Here is a 20,928-nt window from a genome sequence, read left to right as displayed (position 1 = left end):
AATGGAGAAATTTGACTTTGAAGAACATAGCCATAGGAGGTACAACCCATTCACGGGGGAGTATGTACAAGTATCCCCTCATCGAGGAAAAAGACCTTGGCAAGGCCAACAGGAGAAGCCGGTGATTGCTGAGGGCTTGACTCATGATCCAAGTTGTTATCTCTGTCCCGGAAACGAACGGGTGGGGGGAGATCAAAATCCTAGATACGAAGAGACGTTTGTGTTTACAAATGATTTTGGAGCAATCACAGAAAATGTACCTGAAGGTAGTTTTGAGGAAGGGGATTTTTTCAAAGCAAAAAGTGAAAGAGGCATTTGCAAAGTTGTATGTTTTTCACCTCGCCATGACCTCACAGTTCCTGAGCTTTCAGTTGTAGAGGTTGAAAAAGTCTTGAAACTGTGGCAGCGTGAATTTACTGAGCTTGGGTCTCTTCCCTACATTAATTATGTGCAAATATTTGAAAATAAGGGACAAATAATGGGTTGTTCCAATCCCCACCCTCATGGCCAGATTTGGGCCCAACAAAGTATACCATCCGAACAGGAGAAGAAATCCAACAAGTTTGAAGAATATTACCGCCGAAAAGGGAGTAGCATGGTGGTAGATTATGCGCAGGAAGAGTTAGTAAAAAAAGAGAGGGTGTTGTTTGAAAATGACACTTTTGTGGGGCTGGTACCATTTTGGGCAGTATGGCCATTTGAAGCCATGATTGCTCCAAAAATGCATTTATCTTCTTTGAAGGATGTGACAGCTTCCCAACTGAAAGACTTAGCAGACGCCTATAGAAGATTGACTATAATGTATGATAACCTTTTTAAAGTGTCATTTCCATATTCTGGTGGTATCCATCAGGCTCCTACGGATGGAAAAGATCACCCAGAGTGGGATTTGCATATGGTTTTTTACCCGCCATTGCTTAGATCCGCTACAGTTAAAAAGTTTATGGTAGGTTACGAAATGCTGGCAAATCCACAACGTGATTTAACCCCTGAAAAGGCGGCGGGTATATTGAAAAGTCTTCCATCTGAACATTATAAAAGTAAAATGATATTGACATGAAAAAACCGATTTATAATTTTTACTTGCTCCTTTTAGGCTCCTTTTTTGCAGTTTTCCATTCATGCCAGCAGAAGTCAACTCAAGAAAATGGACACATTGTTATCGAAAATCCATTGGATGTAAAATTTGGCGATCCATTTATTTTGGATGATGAAAACGGAATGTATTATATGTACGGTACCGGGGGAGGAGCCAAAGATGGGTTTGCGGTATATGCTTCGGAAGACCTCAACAATTGGGAAAACAAGGGGCAGGTATTCTATGGCAATACGGATGATTCTTGGAGTGTAGCTAATTTTTGGGCTCCTGAGGTTTATAAGTTTGATGATCAATATTACATGTTTTACAGCGCTGATTGGAGGGAGAATCCAACCAACGAAGAGGAGAATTTTAGAATTGGTGTAGCAGTGGCCGATGTTCCAACAGGTCCGTTTACAGATATTCAAAATCGACCCATTTTTGATCCAGGTTACCCAATTATTGATGCTAATGTGTATAAGGAGGATGACAGATATTACCTATACTATTCCCGAGCTTGCTATAAGCACCCGGTAGAGTCTGAAATAGCTGATTGGGCTAGAGAGAAAGGACTGTTTGATGAAATTGAGGAGAGCTGGATCTATGGAGTGGAGCTTAAACCGGATTTCTCAGGTGTGATTGGGGAGCCTGTGATGTTGTTGAGACCACCTTTAACCATGGATGATGAGCAAGCCGAATGGGAAAGCCGGTCTGTTACCTCCAAAGAAGTTAACAGAAGGTGGACGGAAGGCTCCTTTACGTTCAAGCAAGGAGAAAAGTATTATATCATGTATTCTGCAAATCATTTTGGCGGTGAGCATTATGCTGTAGGATACGCTACTGGAGACTCAGCGTTAGGTCCTTTTAAAAAAGCCAGCAACAATCCTGTTATTGAAAAAAATACGGCTTCAGGAGGAGAGGTGACAGGTACAGGGCATAATAGTGTGTTGTTTACGCCTAACAATAGCCACATGTATGCTGTCTATCATGGCAGAACAAAGGCTACTGGCGATGATCGTGTGGTTTTTATCAATCCTATGACAATAGACGAAAATGGCAATTTGGAGGTCCAAGGTCCTTCCTAACACCAACTAATACCCATATCACCTAGCTGGAGGCTGTTCGAGATTTGCAATCTCGAACCCAGATCGGGGGATTTGTAATCCTTGTTTCAGTTTAATACGTGCAATGGGGATTGCAAATCCCCTTTATCTGTCCTCGGAATTGCAAATTCCGAAGAGCTTCAAAATTCCGAAGAGTCCAATGGAGCGGTCGTGTAAATTTTCTAATACTGTTTAATTTTATCCTTTACACAACGGAAACCGAGGTTGGAGGTGCTTGAATAGATATCATGGCCCCTTCTAGCACTGGGGCGGTAATTGATGCAATAATTGTCAGCACACAGGAAGGATCCTCCTTTAATAACTTTTTCCTTTGCATAGGGGTTTTCGGGATTATAGCACTTGGAAATAAGGGTGTCGAGTGGTGGGGAAAGGTTTTGGATACGCCTATAGGTCATTTCGTCATACCAGTCGCTGGTCTTGCTGCGGCCTAGCCTATTTTTTAAAATTGGATTAAAACAACCTTACCTAAAATCAAGGAAAATCATTAAATTCACAGAGTATTTTTAACAGGTAATCAGATAATTATGGATGATTTTATTGCGGCAAGATCTCAAATGGCTCTATCCCTTGGCTTCCATATTATATTTGCTTGCATTGGTATGATCATGCCTTTCTTTATGGCCATTTCACACTATTTATATCTCAAAAAAAGAAATGACCACTATCGAAAGTTGACTGTTGCATGGAGCAAAGGGGTGGCGATATTTTTTGTTACAGGGGCCGTTTCCGGGACTATGCTTTCCTTTGAACTGGGGTTACTATGGCCAGAATTTATGCTTCATGCCGGACCAATTTTTGGAATGCCGTTTTCACTTGAGGGCACGGCTTTTTTTCTGGAAGCCATTGCAATTGGGTTTTTCCTGTATGGTTGGGGTAAATTCCACCCCTGGTTTCATTGGTATACCGGTGTGATGGTAGGTGTTACCGGGCTTGCCTCGGGTATTTTGGTAGTTGCCGCCAATGGCTGGATGAATGCCCCTACAGGGTTTGATTATGTGGATGGGGAGTTTTTGAATATCGATCCAATGGCGGCAATGTTTAATGATGCCTGGTTCACCCAAGCACTGCATATGACTTTGGCAGCCTTTGTGGCTACTGGATTTGCTGTTGCCGGTATTCATGCATTCCTTTTGATGCGAGGTAAAAACAAACCGCTACATCGAAGTGCACTTAAAATAGCGCTGAGCCTTGGAGCTGTTGCTGCCATACTGCAGCCGATCAGTGGTGATATTTCAGCTAAGGATGTAGCGCAAAGGCAACCTGCAAAACTCGCGGCCATGGAAGCTCATTATCATACCGAAAGCAATGCCCCGTTGATTATCGGTGGGATTCCGGATGAAAAAAACAAAATTGTGAACTATGCGATAAAAATTCCCGGGGGCCTAAGCTTTTTGGCTCATGGAGATTTCAATGCCGAAGTGATCGGGTTAGACCAATTTCCAGAAGATGAACAGCCTCCCGTTTTGATTACCCACCTGGCTTTTCAGATTATGGTTGGCTGTGGCATGATCCTGATGTTGACGGGAATCCTCTGGCTTTTTGGGCAATGGCGCAAAAAGCCTTTTGTGGAAGCTAAATGGTTTTTGACCTTATTGGCTTTTCTTACACCCCTCGGGTTTATTGCAGTGGAAGCAGGCTGGGTAGTGACAGAGGTAGGCCGACAACCCTGGATTATTTATGGCATTATGAAAACTCGGGAAGGCTTGACTCCAATGCCTGGCATTGTCTATTCTTTTTGGCTATACACTTTCATTTACTTATCCCTTTGCGGGATTGTTAGCCTGTTATTGATTCGTCAGATTCAAGATTTGGACAAGAAAGAGACTCCTTTACCAACATATCCAAGATAGTTGCTTATGTTATATGTAGTTATTGCTTTTCTATACATTGCCTTACTTTTCTATCTGCTTTTTGGAGGAGCGGATTTTGGAGCTGGAATTATTGAACTGTTTACAAGTGATGCTAAAAAGGAAAAGAGCCGGTTGCTTACTTATCGGGCAATAGGTCCCATTTGGGAGGCCAATCACATGTGGCTTATCATTAGCATTGTTATCCTCTTTGTTGGATTTCCGGCTATCTATTCCTCTCTTTCAATTTATCTTCATATTCCTTTGTCCCTAATGCTTTTAGGTATCATAGCCCGTGGAACAGCTTTTATTTTCCGACATTACGATCCTGTAAAAGGAAAACTTCAAAAGGTCTACAACCTGATTTATGTTTATTCTTCTTTTGTCACGCCGTTCTTTTTGGGAAATATTGCGGGAACGGTTATCTCCGGCAGAATTAATCCAGCTGCCAAAAGTTTTCCTGAGGCATATCTGTTTCCCTGGCTTGGGTATTTTCCGATCGCCGTAGGTTTATTTACCATTTGCATTTGCGGGTTTCTGGCAGCGGTGTATTTGATAGGGGAAGCAGATGACTATGTGGACAGAATTCTTTTTCGCAATAAAGCTATATGGTTGAATATCTTGACGGTACTGACAGGGGGACTGATATTCCTATCAGCTTATGTTGAAGAAATGGAGTTACTGAATGAATTGCTCTCCAATAATGTAAGTTTGACTGCATTAGTTTTGGCCAGTATCTCTTTACCGATTCTTTGGTATGCCATCAGAAACTTTCACTATAAAATGGCTAGGGTACTGGCAGGTTTTCAGGTAAGTATGATCCTGTTTGCACTTTTTTATAGGTTGTTTCCAGCTTTCGTAATTATGAATGGTGCTGTGCTGACACTGGAAGAAACTGCGGCACCGCTTTCTACATTAAATGCCCTTGGGATAGCCTTGCTTGCCGGAAGTATTTTCATCTTGCCAGCCCTATATTATCTAATTTACAGTTTCCAAAAAAAGCGTTTTGATCAGGACACGGATATTGTCAACATGGTAGGAGGGGAGGAAAGAAGAAAGTAAATGAGTCAAACCTCACCACGTAGCCATTATGAAGTTACAGTCTTCATACTTCGGTTTGCGGTTTCCTCCCTCATGTCCGGCACCGTTATAAATATTTCCTTCGTATTACCCCAGTTTTAATTTATAATCACCAATGATAAATGGTGTGGCGTATTCAAATGGATTGTACCAAATTGTGGGCAGTAATTCATTTTAATCTGTCATTATGTTTAATCGAAGAAGTTTTCTCAAAACCCTTGGTCTCTCCGGGGTAGGCATTTCGGGTCTTGGATGGGGTACGGTAAATGGTGCAGTTGCTCCTTATTCCGCTCTGGACTTCAAGGCCATAAGAATAAGAGGTAAAGTGTCCTCTCAAGGTACTGGTTTGGCAAATGTGGTGGTTTCAGATGGCAAAAATGTCGTTGCCACTAAAAAGGATGGCACCTATGAGCTGATTTCCTCCAATGACCGGGAATTTGTTTTTGCCAGCTTGCCTGCCGGGTATCAGATCCCGAAACTACAGAACGGCTCCGCTAATTATTTCCATAGGCTTGATAAGGCAAAAGACGAACAAGAGTTTCACTTCAAGCTCGAACCTACGGTACAATCTGATGAAAACCATCATTTTATGCTTTTGGCCGATACCCAAATCCAGACTGACTATGAAGCCGAACAATTATTGACTGTTGCAGCAGTTGATGTAAGGCATACGGTGGACAGGGTCGGAGATCCGAACATGTTTGGTATAGGTTGCGGGGATCTAGTTTTTGACAAATTCGAACTCTTTAAAGATTACAATCAGTCCGTTCAGGCTATGGGGGTACCTTTCTTTCAGGTGATTGGCAATCATGATATGGACCTCAATGTGCGAACGGATAAGTATAGTGGACAAACTTTTAAAAGTCTTTTCGGACCTACCTATTATTCTTTCAACCGGGGTGAAATTCACTACGTGGTTTTAGATGATGTGTTTTACCTAGGGTCTGACAAAAATTACATAGGATATATAGATGAGGATCAGCTTTCCTGGCTGGAAAAAGACCTTGCTTTTGTAGAAAAGGGGAAAACAGTAGTTGTCTCCCTGCACATTCCAACTTATACCGGAGCGGTGACCCGATATCCCGACAGGAATACCTTGGGCGGTACGGTAAGCAATAGGCAGCACCTTTATAGATTATTGGAAGGATATGAGGCTCATATCATGTCGGGACATACCCATTTTAATGATAACATGGTGATGAATGACAAGCTTTTTGAACATTGTCATGGCACCGTATGCGGGGCTTGGTGGTCAGGTCCAATATGCTATGATGGCACTCCGAATGGATATGGTCTTTACAAGGCTGAAGGTTCCAGGTTGAGCTGGAAGTATAAATCCACAGGAAAAGATCTCGATCACCAGATGCGCATAAGCCGCAATCATCCGGACTTTAAAGAAGAGATCAGTGTAAATTGTTGGAACTGGGACCCTTCATGGAAAGTGGCATGGACTGAAGATGGTATACAGAAAGGTTTGCTTGATCGCAGGGTAGCTGTGGATCCATTGAGTGTAGAGCTTCACAAAGGTCCTGAACTACCAGCAAGAAGAAAGTGGGTGGAGCCCCAGTTGAGTGACCACATGTTCTTCTTTACGCCACAAAACTCCAATGCCAATATAGAGGTAGTGGCAGAGGATAGGTTTGGCAATGTGTTTAGAGAAAAATTGGTTTAATCTGTAAAATAGCTTCTGCCTTCTGGGCAGGAGCATTTTCCTTTCTATGGTATATTACAACCTTTAAATTAATACTTATGGCTATTCCAGACAGCCGAAGACAGTTTAACCTTCTTTTTGAAGAACATTGGGAAATGCTTTACAAAGCAGCCTATAGCCGAATACCTGACCAAGTAGTAGTAGAGGATCTGGTGCAGGAAATATTCATTGATATTTGGCATAGGAGAAACGAAATTCATATTAAATCTACCTTAAAAGCCTATTTGCTTACTGCAGTCAAATACAGGGTTTTCAAATATCTAGATCAAAATAAAAAAATGTTTTTTGAGGATGTATATGAGATGGAACTGGAAGGCCACCGGGAAGGGGCTTTGTTTTCCCTGGAAGAGCTGTATGATCAACTTGAGGTTGCCTTGGAAAAGTTGCCAGAAAAGAGTAGGCTGATATTTAAATTAAACAAGCTTGAGGGTTATAGTACCTCGGAAATTGCTGATAAGCTTGATTTGGCTCCCCAAACGGTACAGAATCAGCTGAGTAAGTCGCTAAAGTTGGTAAGGGGAGAATTAAGCCATCTGGCTCCTGTCGTTGTTTTTATTTTATTCCAAGGGTGACCATTGTCAACTTTTTTTATTATCACCACTTATTTTTTTGATAACATATTCTTAATCGGATTTCATGGTAATTACTGCCTCTAACCGGAACTCTATAAGTAGAAACCCGAATCATGAAATACGATCCAAACATACAAAAATTAATCACCGCAGCTCTTCGTAATAAATTGTCCAAGAAAGATTGGGAAACACTCAATTCTTGGTACGACCGTCAGGAGTCTGAATCTACTTTTATTGAGGACCACCTGCGTAGAACTTCTCCACAAGTGAAAAAAAAGCTTTGGGCGGGAATAGAGGGTCAATTGGATAGGGAAAGGAAAAGGAGGATTTGGGTTTATACCGGTATTGCTGCTTCCTTGCTTATGGTGATCAGCTGTACAATGGCTTTTCATTTTTCCTCTATTAAGAAAAACACACCGATAGAAAATACTTATTCAGTGGAGAATGGTGTCGGTATGAAAAAGAAAATCCGCCTCCCAGATGGCTCAAGGGTTACCTTGTTCCATAATTCATCCATCAGTTATGGGGAAAGGTTTGGCGAAAACAGAAATGTCAAATTAAAAGGAAAGGCGTTTTTTGAAGTGGTAGCCGATTCTATTCATCCTTTTCAAGTCATATCTGATGGCTTAACAACCCGTGTCTTAGGTACTTCATTTCAGGTGGAAAGCCACCAGAAAACTGTTGCGGTTAGAAGCGGTAAAGTGCAGGTAAGGTTTGAGGCGGAAGAATCTTCGGAAGCTTATGAGATTTCCGCTAACCAGTTTTTTAAAAATCAGAAGGGTAAGGCCAGTATTAATACCATAGAAAACCCTTCCAGATATTTCGGGTGGTTGGAAGGTGAATTATATTTTGAAAACACTTCCATGTTAGACTTGGAGCAAACCCTGAATGATTGGTATGGTGTAAAAATCAGTTCCAATGCCGCTGATATGTCATGTAAATTATCAGGGACTTATCGAGGACAAAGTTTAGAAGACCTATTGACCGCAATTCAATATAGCATTCCCTTAACCTTTCAAATCAACCAAAACCATGTAGATATCCTATTTGAAACCTGTGCAAAGGAATAATGGGACCGTTGCAGCGGTCCCATTGAAGTTCCTGGCTCTAATCTGTCATCAATCATTTACCAGAACATTCAAATTTATGAAAAAAAAGTTACAAGGCTCATTAAGACAACTGATAATGAGATTATTTTCACTGCTATTACTCCTGTGTATGGCCCAATCCTTAGTGTGGGCTGAGAACAGCAATGCTCAGAAACTTGACAAAACCCATATTCAGGTTTCAGGCAAAAGACAAGCGATTTCCGACTACTTTAAGGAGATCGAAAAGCAAACTGGGTTTAGATTTTCACACGAAAGCCAATTGGAGCTTGGCCAGGTAATAGACTTGGAAAATGGCTCCTATTCCGTGGAAAAAGTTCTAGAAGAAATTTCACGTAAATCCGCACTAAAGTTTAAGCAAGTCAATCATACTTTGGCTGTCAGTAAAAAGGCTATTCAAAATTCCGAAGCCAAAGAGGAGAGAAGGATTAGCGGTAGGGTAATCGATAGGGAGACTGGAGAAGCCCTTCCGGGAGTGAACGTTTTGATCAAAGGAAAAAACAAAGGGACTGTTTCAGACATTGAAGGAATTTACTCACTCATGGCCGAGCAGGGTGATATTTTGGTCTTTTCCTATATAGGCTATCGTAAACAGGAAGTAGTAATATTAAACCAAGAGGAGGTTAATATCCAGCTTAATATGGATGATAGTGATCTTCAGGAAGTTATCGTAACGGCACTTGGTATCAAGCGGGAAGAAAAGGCTTTGGGGTATGCTACCCAAAAAGTAAGTGGAGAGGAGCTTCTTGATGCAAGGTCCAATAACTGGTCTGATGCCTTGATCGGTAAAGTGGCAGGGTTGAATGTACTTTCTGCGGGTTCTGGTCCGATGAACTCTTCACAGATTAGCCTTCGAGGCGACAATTCCCTTAACCCCAATGGGAATGCGGCCCTAATTGTAGTAGATGGTGTGCCCATGAATAGTGGCTTGACCTCTTCCGGCGTAGGCAATGCTTATGGAGCAGGATCAGGTAATGATGTTCCGGTGGATTTTGGAAACGGGATTGCGGACATAAATCCGGATGATATAGAAAATATAACCGTGTTGAAAGGAGCCAGTGCAACTGCACTATATGGTAGCCGTGCTGCCAACGGAGCATTGATCATTACCACCAAAAGTGGTAAGAGCGCACAAAAAGGCATAGGAGTGACTTTCAATAGTAATGTAAGTTTCAATGATGTACTCAGATGGCCTGACTATCAATATGAATATGGACAGGGAACCGGCCGGGCATTCAACAGTGATGGCGAACCCTATTACTCTTATGGCGCTTCTGAGGATGGAGCCAACACTGGAGGAACCAGTAGTGCTTTTGGTCCCCGCTTTGACGGACAGTATTATTACCAGTTTGATCCATCCACTCATGCGCAGTCCTTGGAAAGGCAACTTTGGAGGCCTTATGAGGACAATGTCAAAGGGTTTTGGAGGACAGGTTCCACCATTACTAACAGCGTAGCCTTAGAAGGAAGCACAGAGTCAAGCGCCATGCGGGCATCTTTTACCCATACCAAGAATGAATGGATTATGCCCAACACCGGTTTTGAACGTTATGTGGCAGCATTGAGTGTCAATCATCAAATCAATAATCGCATGAGGCTTAATGGTAAAGTAAACTTTATCAATAAGAACAGTGATAACCTTCCAGCTACAGGGTATAACAACCAGTCGATTGCTTATTTCATGATTTTTCAGAATCCCAGTATCAGTTTGGATGCTTACAGGCCCATTTGGAGGGAAGGAATGGAAAATGTACAGCAACTCAACCCATTTAGTGGCTTTATAGACAACCCATATTTGATTGCTCATGAAATGACCAATTCGGTAAACAACAATACCATCATCGGGAGTCTGAGCTCTACTTATGAATTCACCGACAAGTTTGATTTGATGGTAAGGTCTGGGATAGCCATGAGCCAAGAAGAAAGAGAGCAAAGAAGACCTTTTAGCACGGCCAACTTCCAAAGAGGGTATTTCCGCCAACAGGATATTAAAAACTATGAGATCAATACGGACTTTCTGTTTTCCTACAAAGAAAATTTGGGAGAAAAGATGGATTTAAGAGCCAGTGTCGGCGGTAATCAGATGGTGAGAAATTATCGAATGATGGCAGCGGATGTAGACGGGTTGGTAATTCCTGGAGTTTTCACCCTAAGCAACGGCATTAACAACCCCATGCTCAACTCGATATCGAGCAATAGGGTGATCAATTCCTTATTCGGTTTAGTTTCTTGGTCATTTGATGAGAAGGTGTATGTAGATGTTTCAGGAAGAAATGACTGGTCCAGTACCTTGCCCAAGCAAAACAGATCATTCTTTTACCCATCCATCAGTACTAGTTTTATCATTTCTGATATGATTGAGCTACCGAGAGCGGTATCATTTGCCAAGGTTAGGTTATCAGGTGCACAGGTGGGAAATGATACAGAACCTTATAGAACCAGTAAGTACTATGGTCAAAGTGATTTCCCAGGCTCTGCTTCTGTGCCTACTCTTTTATATAATACAGACTTCAGGCCCGAAATCAGTACAAGTTATGAAGCCGGATTTGAACTGATCTTTTTTAATAGAAGGTTAGGGGCAGATCTTAACTTTTATCACACAGTGACCAATAATCAGATCCTCGAAGTTCCGATTGACATAACTTCTGGTTTTTCCCGTGCCATCCTTAACGCTGGCCGAGTACGTAACCAAGGTGTTGAATTGGTGTTGAACGGCTCACCTATCTCTACGAAGTCTTTCAAGTGGAATACCTTTGTGACTTGGGCGAAGAATGATAATAGGGTTTTGGAGCTTGCAGATGAGGTAGATGGTAGTCAGGTTATAGGCAGGGGAGGAACGGCCTCCGTTATTGCTAGAGTTGGTGGGACTACTGGGGATATTTATGGATTTGGATTCGTACGCTCTCCTGATGGGCAGATTGTTTACAATGCCAATACTGGTTTACCTGAAAGACCTCAAGACATCCAGTACATAGGAAATGCCTATGCCGACTGGAAAGGAGGAATCAGGAATGAGTTTACTTATCGAAATCTAAGGGCCAGCATCTTATTCGATGGGCAGTATGGTGGGATCATTTATTCCCAGACCCATCATAAGATGTCAGAAATGGGTAAGCTGACCCACACCCTAAGAGGTAGGGAGGATGGTTTTATCATTGGAGAGGGAGTAGTGGACAATGGTGATGGTACCTTTTCTCCTAATACCACCCCTGTGGATCTGCCGGACTATTACCGGGATTATTACCGAAGGGCAAATATAGAATCCAATTCCTTTGATGCATCTTTTATCAAACTCCGTGAACTGAGATTTGAATACAATGTCCCTACTAGGTTTCTTGAAAAGTGGATGGTGGAAAGGGCTGCGATTGCCGTTTATGGCCGTGATCTAGCCATGTGGACCAATTTCCCAATTTTCGATCCTGAAACTGCCGCTCTGAATGGCGGGACTTTATTGCCGGGGATAGAAATGGGACAATTACCAACTCCCCGAACTTTTGGTGTTAACCTTACTTTGAAATTCTAATTGATCTCAACATGAAAAAACTTAATATATTTATTCTAGCCCTAGTTTTTGGTCTTGGAACATTTTCCTGTGTATATGACTTTGATGAACTCAACACTAATCCAAATCTGGTGGACCGGATAAGTCCGGGAACTTTGCTTAATCCTATTTTATATGGAGTAAGCAGTTTTAATACCTCCCGAGCGGATGCTTTTACTTTTCAATTAATGCAGGTGGCGCTACCTTTTCCTAGTTCCGCCGGTGGAACACATCGTTATGACATCACGGAGGCTGCGGGAAATTCCACTTGGAATAATTATTACCGTTGGCTAATTAATATCAGGGAAATGGAGGCTGCGGCTATTGAAAACCAAGACCCCAATTATGAAGCGATAGCCTTGACCTTGAGGGCATGGGTTTATAGCCTGTTATCTGATAGTTTCGGAGATGTGCCATTTCATGAAGCTTCTAGGGCTGAAGAAGGAATACTTCGGGCAAAATTTGATACACAAGAAGAGATCTATGCGGCTTTGTTGGAGGGATTGGAACGCGCCAACGATTTATATGATCAGGAGCGTAGCATGATTTTCGGGGAAGATATCCTGTTCCAGAACAATGTGTCCAAATGGCAAAAGTTTACCAACTCCTTACACTTGAGACTTTTGCTTAGGATTTCCAATAGGGAAGAGACAGGAGCTTTCGTAAAAATGGCGCAGATAGTTCAGCAACCTGAAAGGTATCCTGTATTTTCATCCACAGATGAATCTGCAATTCTTCGCATCACGGGAGTAGCCCCAAATCTTTCTCCTTGGGGAAGGGCGATTGATTTCACTACATTCAGGGCAATGTCTGAATTCTTTATCGATAACTTGAATGAGTTGGAAGATCCTAGAAGAGCAAGGTTTAGCACACAAGCCATGGATTTGGATGGTCAGACAGCTATTGGATACAAGGGCATTCCTAGTGGATATATCAGCAATGAATCTGCATTTGAGTTTACTCCCAGCAATCACAATATTGCTTTGGTTCAGGTTCCTATGATCAGTTTGATTTTGACCTATGCTGAGGTGGAGTTTATCAAGGCCGAATTAGCATTGAAAGGACATATAGCATCTGATGCCGAAGAGCACTATCAGGCAGGTGTGGAAGCAGCCATGGCTCAGTGGAATGTAGATCTCCCTTCTGGCTATTTCGATAATCCTGCTGCGGCCTATGATGGTACCCTGGAGCGATTGATGCTTCAAAAGTACTTTGCCTTGTATTTTAATGATTACCAGCAATGGTTCGAATACAGAAGAACGGGTTACCCTGTACTTCCCAAGCAACCCGGTATGCTCAATAATCAGCAAGTGCCGGTAAGGTTCCGTTATCCAGTGGATGTGCAGTTGCATAACCGCGCCAATTATCAAGAGGCTGTATCCCGCATGGGAGGCGATGATATAAACACTAAAGTTTGGTGGGAAAAATAAGACTATGACCAAATAGGTCTACGAATTTGGAGAATTTAAACATATACTGGTGCAATAGCGGGGATATATAAATCTTCATTAAAAATGAAGCCTGGGAGTATTCCCAGGCTTTTCTAAAATATCAGTATAATCAGGATTCTCGAGTAAGATTTCAACGTGGTGACCAATGTTTTTTCATCTATTCCGATACTAATAAGTGGATCTCATAGATTTAATTTTGATTTACGAAACAATCCCTTAATTATATTCCAAATTATGCTTGTATATTCTTTGTTTTTAGTTTTAATTAGATTCCAGATTAAATACCAGTACTTCAGTGGTTTGGGTTAAAGGAAAAGTTAGAAGGTACAGGGAATATTCATTTATTGTCCATTTTAACTTATCCTATGAAAAAAACTCTACTGTTTTGTATTGCCTTCCTTATTGTATCCACAGCTTTTTCACAGCAGGTCTTTGATTCAAACTTCGCTCCCAAATTTTATGATTATGCAAAGGCTGATCAGGCCGTAGTACAGCCTGACGGGAAAATAATCGTTTCAGGAAATTTCATTGAAATCGATGGGCAAGAGGTGCCCGGATTGGTCAGACTCAACCGCGACGGGACCCTTGATCCAAGCTTCAAGTTCGATTTTGCCCCCATCACCATGGTGCGGAGAATGGAAATCGGACCGGACAACAAAATCTATGTGCTCTACGGCAGCAGGGTAGGAAACGGGCAGACGCTTTTCCGTCTTTTGGAAAACGGCTCCCTGGACACTTCCTTTGAAATCTCACTCAATACGGAGATCATGGAGTTTGCCATCCTTCCGTCCGGAAATATTGTGGCAAACCGTAATATCATTTTATTGCCAAGAAAAGGATAGTTTTAATTTTAACCTTTAAATCACCGCAAATAGAAAGCTAAAAGGATGGCATGCCGCCGGAAATTCTAATTATACCTCTGCGTTTTCAGTGACATCCAAAAGTGGAAATTCCACTACAATTGATAATACTAAAAGAATACATAATGACCAAGAATGAAATAAATGGATATGCAGGGCTTTGGAAGAAAAAATAAGTTATATCCAGCTGGACTGGATAATGAATTCGTTAAAGGTTATGAGATTACAAGTCGTGAAATTGACGAGACTCAAATAGATAATTTAAAATCGCTCGGCTTAATTTGGGGGTTTTTGAAATATTACCACCCCAGCATCGCCCGAGGAGAATACAACTGGGATTTTGAGCTTTTTAAGATTTTACCTCAAATCCTGGACATGGAGGATAGTCTTATCAGGGATGAAATCATTTATAATTGGATAATAGGCTTGGGGAAATTTCAACAGGGCAGAAGGAAGAATGTCAAGGCCTCCAAAATCAAAATCAGCCCTGACTTGGATTGGATCCATGATTTAAAATTTTCCAATAAGCTGACTGCCTTGCTTTTAGGAGTTAAAGATGCAGAGAGACCGGAAGAACACCACTATGTAGCCCTACGGACGGGTGTGGGGAATCCGGAATTCGAAAATGAAGAGGCTTATGCCTCCATGGTTTTTCCAGATGCTGGTTTTAGATTGTTGGCTCTATACCGCTACTGGAATATTATCCAATATTACTTTCCATATCGAAATCTTATCGGAGAGGATTGGAAATACACCTTGGAAGAATTTATACCCAGGGTGGTCCAGGCCAAAAATGAAACGGAATACACCCTCACCATGCTGGAGCTGATAGGTCGTGTAAATGACACCCATGCCCAAATTTCGGGAAAAACCCCAGTTGTGAGAAAATTTTTGGGCCAGCGTATCGCAGCCGTTGACCTTACTTTCATCGAAGACAATGCAGTAGTGACGGGATATCATGATGATAATCTTGGAGAGCAAACTGGGCTCATAATCGGCGATGTGATTTTAACTGTTAATGGCGAACAAGTCGAGGATATAATAAAAAGAAAGCTTAAATATTATCCCGGCTCCAATCACTCAGCCAAATTCAGGGATATGACTTTAGGTCTCCTTAGAACTAATGAGCTTTCCCTTGATATTGAATTTATTAGAGATGGCATCAAGAAAGCCATAGTATTAAACACCTATCCCATACCGGAAATTAAGCTCAACAATAAGTTTGAAGCTAAAGGGGAAAGCTTCCAACTTATCGATAACGAAATAGCCTATATCAATCATGGGGTACTAAAGAAAGAACATCTTCCGTTGGTTTTCAAACAGATGGCAAAAACCAGAGGGTTGATTATAGACCTTAGAAATTACCCAACTGATTTTCCACTTTATGGCTTATGCGATTATCTGTTGCCTAAAAGTGCTGATTTTGCAAAGATTTCAATCGGGAGTATTGACCAGCCAGGACTATTTACATATGCCGTCAGGCTGAATGTCGGGAGGCAGAATCCGAATTATTACAAAGGCAAAGTCGTGATCATACTGAATGAAATAACCCAAAGCTCATCTGAATTTCAGGCAATGGCCTATCGTCTCCATCCCAACGCCACGGTGATTGGTTCCACCACCGCCGGTGCAGATGGCAATGTGTCTACATTTTCATTGCCGGGCGGTATATCCACCACAATGAGTGGTGTCGGCGTTTATTATCCTGATGGCAGGGAAACCCAAAGGGTGGGTATAGTGCCTGACATTGAAATCAAACCCACTATTCAGGGGATAAAAGACGGCCGGGATGAATTGCTGGAAAAGGCGGTAGAAATAATCTATAACCAATAAACCCGATGGAAACTGGCTTGCCATGCATTAGGGGAGTGCCTACCAGTCATATGATTCCAGGTCCACGCCGAAATCTTTCAGGCTATAGGGGAAGCCTTTTGGCCAGCTGCCGTAATGTTTTTTAAATGCCCTGAGGGTAAAGTGGGGGCCTTCAAGGGGCAGGTGAAAAAACATATATGTGGCTTCAAATTCTTCTTTTTCTTCTTCTAATCTTTGATTTAATAGGTCCTCCTCCTGGCTTTTTTCTCCCGTCATGGCACGGTAGGGATCATAGTGCCTGAGTAAATCCAGGTTTAAGTGTTTAATCTTGTTTAGTGTCTTTTTCATATGCTCAGCATACCAGGATAATTGCTCCTGATTATACTGCCATGCGTCCCTGGGTAGGGCCAAAACCTCCAGTATTGCCGCTTTCATCCGGGATTTAGTCCCTTCGGTAAAGAGAGAATCACAAAAATAGGTAGGAATGTAGAGGTTGCCAATGTCTTTCAGGGTGAAATTTTGTTTGAAGGCAGCATGATGAATCCTTTTGGAGATTGAGGATACCCCATCGAAATTCAATCGCTCGCGGTGATAAATGAGGTCAATATCCTGGAAAATTTCGGGGAAATACTTTATTAATTACTGTAGAGGCTTTCTTGAAAAGAAGGGGGAGGATTTCCCTTACAAAAACAGCAGGAAGGGGTTGTGAGGCAGTGGTATACATGATCATTGCTTTTCATGAAAATGGTATAAAAAACATAAAAAACTCAATAACTAGGTGAAAAAAACCGGGATAGGGTGCCGCTTTTTATAGCTGCTATCTGATATACTGTCAGTAGCACTGAATTTATCGAAATGAAGGAGGTATGGCAATTCCTGAAATTTATGTTAAAACCAAAATCGGTATTGGTTCAAACAATCTATACAAGGAATTTCAAGATCAAAATGGAGAATTAGGATATGATAATTGTTGGATCAATTATCATTCTGATTTTCTTTCAGGGACTTCTTCCAAAATTATCCGATATAGGGAGCCTCTTATATTCGAGCCTCTTTTTAAAAAATTCAAGGAGAATTTAAACTCCTCAGATCAATTAATCATCATTGGGTATGGTTGCAAAGATGAGGAGATAAACAGGATCATCCTTGAGAATTTTGACTACAAAAACAAGGGGTCGTTTATGGTTAATCCCTATCCTGGCGAAAAAGTCAGTGAGGTTTGTGAAATGTTAAGTTCAACATTGATTTCCGAAAATCTTGAAAATCTTCATAAAGAAATGTTTTAAAACCTTCTTATTCAAATAGCTTCAACACCCACCCTTAATTTATTCAAAATCGGGGTCAGCAAATCCTCTGAGTCTGTTTCTATACTGATGATCAGACTGTATCGGACAGATTGGTTATAGCGTTTATGAATTTTTCTTGTTTTCCACCAGCCACCGGTTGAAATGATGGCCAGTTCGTTTTTGGTAGCCAAATCGGCTGCATTGCCAATCCAGATATCTTTATGGATGGATCCTTTGTCCCTAATACTTTGACCGATTACCCAGTTTTCCTTACCTTCTTTTAGATATTCCTCCCCTAAAGCTTCCCTAGCTTCTTTATTGATCCTTGCCAAAAAAGTAGTAGAAGTTTCATTGTTATCCTTCAATTTAAACCGAAGACCGAATGAAGCATAATTGTTTGCCTTGGCATACCTCTTATTGCCTGGATTGGGTTCTATAAAATAGGAGAGCGTTACATTCAACCTGACCTGTGTATTTCCCATTTCCAACAATTGGTCTTGCGGCCATGGAAGGGTGAACACGTGGCATTCATTGGCCTTGACAGTACCTTTCTTGATAGTATATGGTTTAATCGTTTCTTGAACAACTAAGGAAACGGAATTTTGTAAGGTGTATAAATCAGCAGGCAAAAATGGCACTCCGTAACCTACTGTCCTCAATAATTGAATTTTTTCAACTGTGGAAAGGTCTTCAATTTTTCTGTCACCTAACATTTGATCTGTCCACTGGGCAGCATGGACCATGAGTGCCCTTACTGTTTCCTGCCAAATTTTTGGATAATTTTCCAAAATACTTACAGCAAACTTACTAGCAAATGCTGTTGCTGAGGAGGTTTCACCAAAAGTTGTGAATAGAGAGCTTGCCATTCCTCCTTTGGAAATACTTAAAGGCATCAAGGAATCAGGATCACAAAGACCGCTATTCCATTCTGCCGCATTTCCTCCTTCAAAAACAACTTCTGGCTTTATTGCCCATACTTTTCCCCAATTCATGCTTGTACTGCTTGAAGGAGCTAACTGCCCCCTTTGCGCCAAAAGAGTTGATCCTGGATATTTGGATAAATCAATTCTATCTTTCAATGTATATGCTCCAACAGTCATGGCATTGAAAGCTTGGGCAGGATCATGTATACTGTAATCCTGATTGGATAAGGGATATTCCAGCCACCTATGATTTGGAATATTTCCAGCGGAAACCAATATTAACCGTTTCCATTCTTCTTCTCCAAAGGCTGATTTGTCTATTGCCGCAGACCATGCACTAGGTCTGCCAAAATGGGTATCTCCATCAGCAGTAATGGCCATGCAGAATACTCTTTGTTCGATGGGGTTTGTCTCCGCCCTGGCTATGGCTTCTTCTGTAACCGCACCATATTGATCTGGATCTGTAGGCTTTGATTGCTGAATCAACTTTATACTTTCCAATCGGTGGAAAATCCTAATGCTTTCCCTAGATACTATAGCTTCCGATAAATCCCCAAATAAGATGATTCCGGACATAGCTGTTCCGTGGCCTGGAAAACGCCAAGAATCATTAGTCCCCCATGAAGGGTCTACCGTATCCACTTGGATATTGGAATTCAAATATGCCAGTAAGGGATGGTTTTCGTTGATCCCAGAATCCAAAAGGCATACTGACAAGTTTGAATTTTCCTGAATTTCTAATTGCTGAGCCAAGTTGGCGATCCAGTCTTTTTGTTCAGGAATATCCATGGAAGTAAAAACATCAGACACTTCTACTGGCTTTCTCAATTCATCAAGATATTGAGAATATAGCAGTGGTTCAGCCAGTTGTTTGGCACTTCCTTTTGCTAGCATCACCAAGTGTTCTGGAAAAACCAAAAAACGAGAAGATATCTGTATACCAAATGCTTGTAATCGTTCAGTAATTTCCGCACGGACAGTTTTTGCTGTTGAGGCAGTTATATCCAACCAAATCTCCCACCACACTGCCTGTTCATGATCAGGGAAAGGGATTTCAGGCTCCTGCCAAAAGGACTTTAAAGTAGCCTGATGTATGGACTCCAGGTTGGATAATAGGCTTGCGTTTTTAGGATTTCCTTTTTCTGTATTTCTTTCTGGTTTAGAATAGGCAGATATTTTTTCTAGAAAACCTTTAACCCCTTTCTTGGAAAGATAAATCGCACTGAAGGTTTTTTCCTTACCATCTTCCTCTATTACCTGTTTTAAAGAAGCAATTCTGATATCACCTGCTTTTGCTTCAAATTTCTTGATATCAAGTTCAAAACCGCGGAAAGTTTCAAGCTCCACATATACGAAATCACCGGGCTCACCTTGCCAAAAATCTAAAAAAGCTTCTTCAAAATCATTTTTTAGCTTATTCCCGTGTTTGGTTTGATCAATGTTTTTGTTTGTTATAAACCTACCAGTTCCTAGGGGAGTAAAGCTTATTGATCTTGCCTTATTCTCTAAAAAAATATGCTTAAAAAATCCATTCATGTGTTTTAATTAGTAGGTTCTCTTTCTAGCCATTATATACTGAATTATTTTTTCTTCGTTAACATGATTTTCCCCATAGAGCAGATAATCTTTCCAGAAATCCTCAGATATTTTATGCACTTCCGCATAGCTCAAACCTAGAGACTTTTTGGATAGCTGATCAAGATCTATAGCTTTTAAAACTCCAATCTCTGCTATCCTAGCGGCGAAAATTTGTTTGATTTGTTCCGCTGAAGGATTAGAATAATTGATGATTTCATCAAACCTTCGGAAAAGGGCAGTATCTAAGCTTTCCGGTAAATTAGTAGCAGCAATAATCAAACTATTGGATTTATCTTTTTCTATCTGTAGCAGGAAGCTGTTTAATACCCTTTTGATTTCGCCCACATCTTGAGTCTGAGTTCTGGTGCTGCCAATGCTGTCAAATTCATCAAACAGATATACAGCCCTAAAGTCCATCATGGCATCAAAAATCAAACGAAGCTTCGCTATGGATTCACCAAGATACCTGCTGATAAGGCCATCCAATCGAATGACAAATAAAGGAAGTCCTAATTCGCCAGCTAGTGCATGGGCAGTCATGGTCTTCCCTGATCCGGGAGGTCCCAAGAGAAGTAATTTCCTTCGAGGTTGCAGGTTATGGCTTAATAACTTATCCAAATGCCTTTGTTCGTGGATGACTTCAGCCAAACTCTCCTGAATATCCTTGGAAAGTACCATGTCTTTCAATCTTGTGTCCGGACTGACCAGTTCCAAGAGATCATTCAGTTCTTTTTGGGCAGCATTGACAGGTAGTCTTTTGACTACTGCTTTGGAAGATTTCCCTTTGTCAATCAATTTTTTCAATTCTTCAGCGAGTGCTACATGACCTTTTCTAGCCTCAGAGGCGGCAATTTGCATAGCAGTAGCATAGAAGCGGGATTCATCCCCCTCCCCAAATGATTTGATCAATGTTTTTATTTGTTCAGCCGCTGCCATATAGAATTACCAAAAATTTACAC

The 20,928-nt window shown here is 41.3% G+C and carries 16 protein-coding genes; 12 read left to right on the top strand and 4 right to left on the bottom strand.

Annotated features, from left to right (window positions below):
• Window position 1: 1 nt before the first annotated feature.
• Window positions 2-1,060, top strand: a complete 1,059-nt coding sequence (locus tag FPL27_RS11635) for a UDP-glucose--hexose-1-phosphate uridylyltransferase (protein WP_143961255.1) — start codon at window positions 2-4, stop codon at window positions 1,058-1,060.
• Window positions 1,057-2,163, top strand: coding sequence for a glycoside hydrolase family 43 protein (locus FPL27_RS11630; protein WP_143961254.1), 1,107 nt, complete (start codon window positions 1,057-1,059; stop codon window positions 2,161-2,163). The genes FPL27_RS11635 and FPL27_RS11630 overlap by 4 nt, the downstream gene beginning before the upstream one ends.
• Before the next feature lie 200 nt (window positions 2,164-2,363).
• On the opposite strand, the gene FPL27_RS11625 is transcribed toward FPL27_RS11630, so the two are convergent.
• Window positions 2,364-2,648, bottom strand: coding sequence for an SUMF1/EgtB/PvdO family nonheme iron enzyme (locus FPL27_RS11625; RefSeq protein ID WP_317129450.1), 285 nt, complete (start codon window positions 2,646-2,648; stop codon window positions 2,364-2,366).
• A 78-nt stretch (window positions 2,649-2,726) separates the two neighbouring features.
• Here FPL27_RS11625 and FPL27_RS11620 point away from each other — a divergent pair, with 78 nt between their 5' ends.
• From FPL27_RS11620 to FPL27_RS11580, 9 genes are all read left to right on the top strand, one after another.
• A complete protein-coding gene (locus FPL27_RS11620; protein WP_143961252.1) occupies window positions 2,727-4,052 on the top strand; it encodes a cytochrome ubiquinol oxidase subunit I in 1,326 nt (441 codons plus the stop codon).
• Window positions 4,053-4,058: 6 nt separating this feature from the next.
• A complete protein-coding gene (locus tag FPL27_RS11615) occupies window positions 4,059-5,111 on the top strand; it encodes a cytochrome d ubiquinol oxidase subunit II (RefSeq protein WP_143961251.1) in 1,053 nt (350 codons plus the stop codon).
• A 205-nt stretch (window positions 5,112-5,316) separates the two neighbouring features.
• A complete protein-coding gene (locus FPL27_RS11610) occupies window positions 5,317-6,801 on the top strand; it encodes a calcineurin-like phosphoesterase C-terminal domain-containing protein (protein ID WP_143961250.1) in 1,485 nt (494 codons plus the stop codon).
• Between the two features lie 77 nt (window positions 6,802-6,878).
• Window positions 6,879-7,412 carry a sigma-70 family RNA polymerase sigma factor gene (locus FPL27_RS11605; protein WP_143961249.1) on the top strand — a complete coding sequence of 178 codons (534 nt, stop codon included), beginning with the start codon at window positions 6,879-6,881 and terminating at the stop codon, window positions 7,410-7,412.
• Window positions 7,413-7,525: 113 nt separating this feature from the next.
• Window positions 7,526-8,482, top strand: a complete 957-nt coding sequence (locus FPL27_RS11600) for a FecR family protein (protein WP_143961248.1) — start codon at window positions 7,526-7,528, stop codon at window positions 8,480-8,482.
• A gap of 148 nt (window positions 8,483-8,630) precedes the next feature.
• Window positions 8,631-12,041 carry a SusC/RagA family TonB-linked outer membrane protein gene (locus tag FPL27_RS11595; RefSeq protein WP_235893420.1) on the top strand — a complete coding sequence of 1,137 codons (3,411 nt, stop codon included), beginning with the start codon at window positions 8,631-8,633 and terminating at the stop codon, window positions 12,039-12,041.
• Window positions 12,042-12,052: 11 nt separating this feature from the next.
• Window positions 12,053-13,489, top strand: a complete 1,437-nt coding sequence (locus FPL27_RS11590; protein ID WP_143961246.1) for a SusD/RagB family nutrient-binding outer membrane lipoprotein — start codon at window positions 12,053-12,055, stop codon at window positions 13,487-13,489.
• Window positions 13,490-13,875: 386 nt separating this feature from the next.
• Window positions 13,876-14,352 (top strand): delta-60 repeat domain-containing protein, encoded by a 477-nt coding sequence (locus FPL27_RS11585; protein WP_143961245.1) that lies wholly within the window; start codon window positions 13,876-13,878, stop codon window positions 14,350-14,352.
• A gap of 309 nt (window positions 14,353-14,661) precedes the next feature.
• Window positions 14,662-16,203: a S41 family peptidase gene (locus tag FPL27_RS11580; RefSeq protein ID WP_185974360.1), complete on the top strand. Its 1,542-nt coding sequence runs from the start codon at window positions 14,662-14,664 to the stop codon at window positions 16,201-16,203.
• A gap of 39 nt (window positions 16,204-16,242) precedes the next feature.
• On the opposite strand, the gene FPL27_RS11575 is transcribed toward FPL27_RS11580, so the two are convergent.
• Window positions 16,243-16,617, bottom strand: coding sequence for a hypothetical protein (locus FPL27_RS11575; protein ID WP_143961243.1), 375 nt, complete (start codon window positions 16,615-16,617; stop codon window positions 16,243-16,245).
• Window positions 16,618-17,048: 431 nt separating this feature from the next.
• On the opposite strand from FPL27_RS11575, the gene FPL27_RS11570 reads away from it, so the two are divergent.
• Entirely contained in the window at window positions 17,049-17,468 is a 420-nt protein-coding gene (locus tag FPL27_RS11570) for a hypothetical protein (RefSeq protein ID WP_143961242.1), read from the top strand.
• An 11-nt stretch (window positions 17,469-17,479) separates the two neighbouring features.
• On the opposite strand, the gene FPL27_RS11565 is transcribed toward FPL27_RS11570, so the two are convergent.
• Together FPL27_RS11565 and FPL27_RS11560 are read right to left on the bottom strand one after the other, a co-directional pair.
• Complete coding sequence (locus FPL27_RS11565) at window positions 17,480-19,927, bottom strand: S8 family peptidase (protein ID WP_143961241.1); 2,448 nt, start codon at window positions 19,925-19,927, stop codon at window positions 17,480-17,482.
• A 9-nt stretch (window positions 19,928-19,936) separates the two neighbouring features.
• Window positions 19,937-20,905, bottom strand: a complete 969-nt coding sequence (locus FPL27_RS11560) for an AAA family ATPase (RefSeq protein WP_143961240.1) — start codon at window positions 20,903-20,905, stop codon at window positions 19,937-19,939.
• Window positions 20,906-20,928 lie beyond the last annotated feature (23 nt).

The organism is Litoribacter populi (assembly GCF_007483685.1).
GTDB classification, from domain to species: domain Bacteria; phylum Bacteroidota; class Bacteroidia; order Cytophagales; family Cyclobacteriaceae; genus Litoribacter; species Litoribacter populi.
Note: the sequence above shows the minus strand (reverse complement) of the source record. Positions and strands in the feature narration are given on the sequence as shown.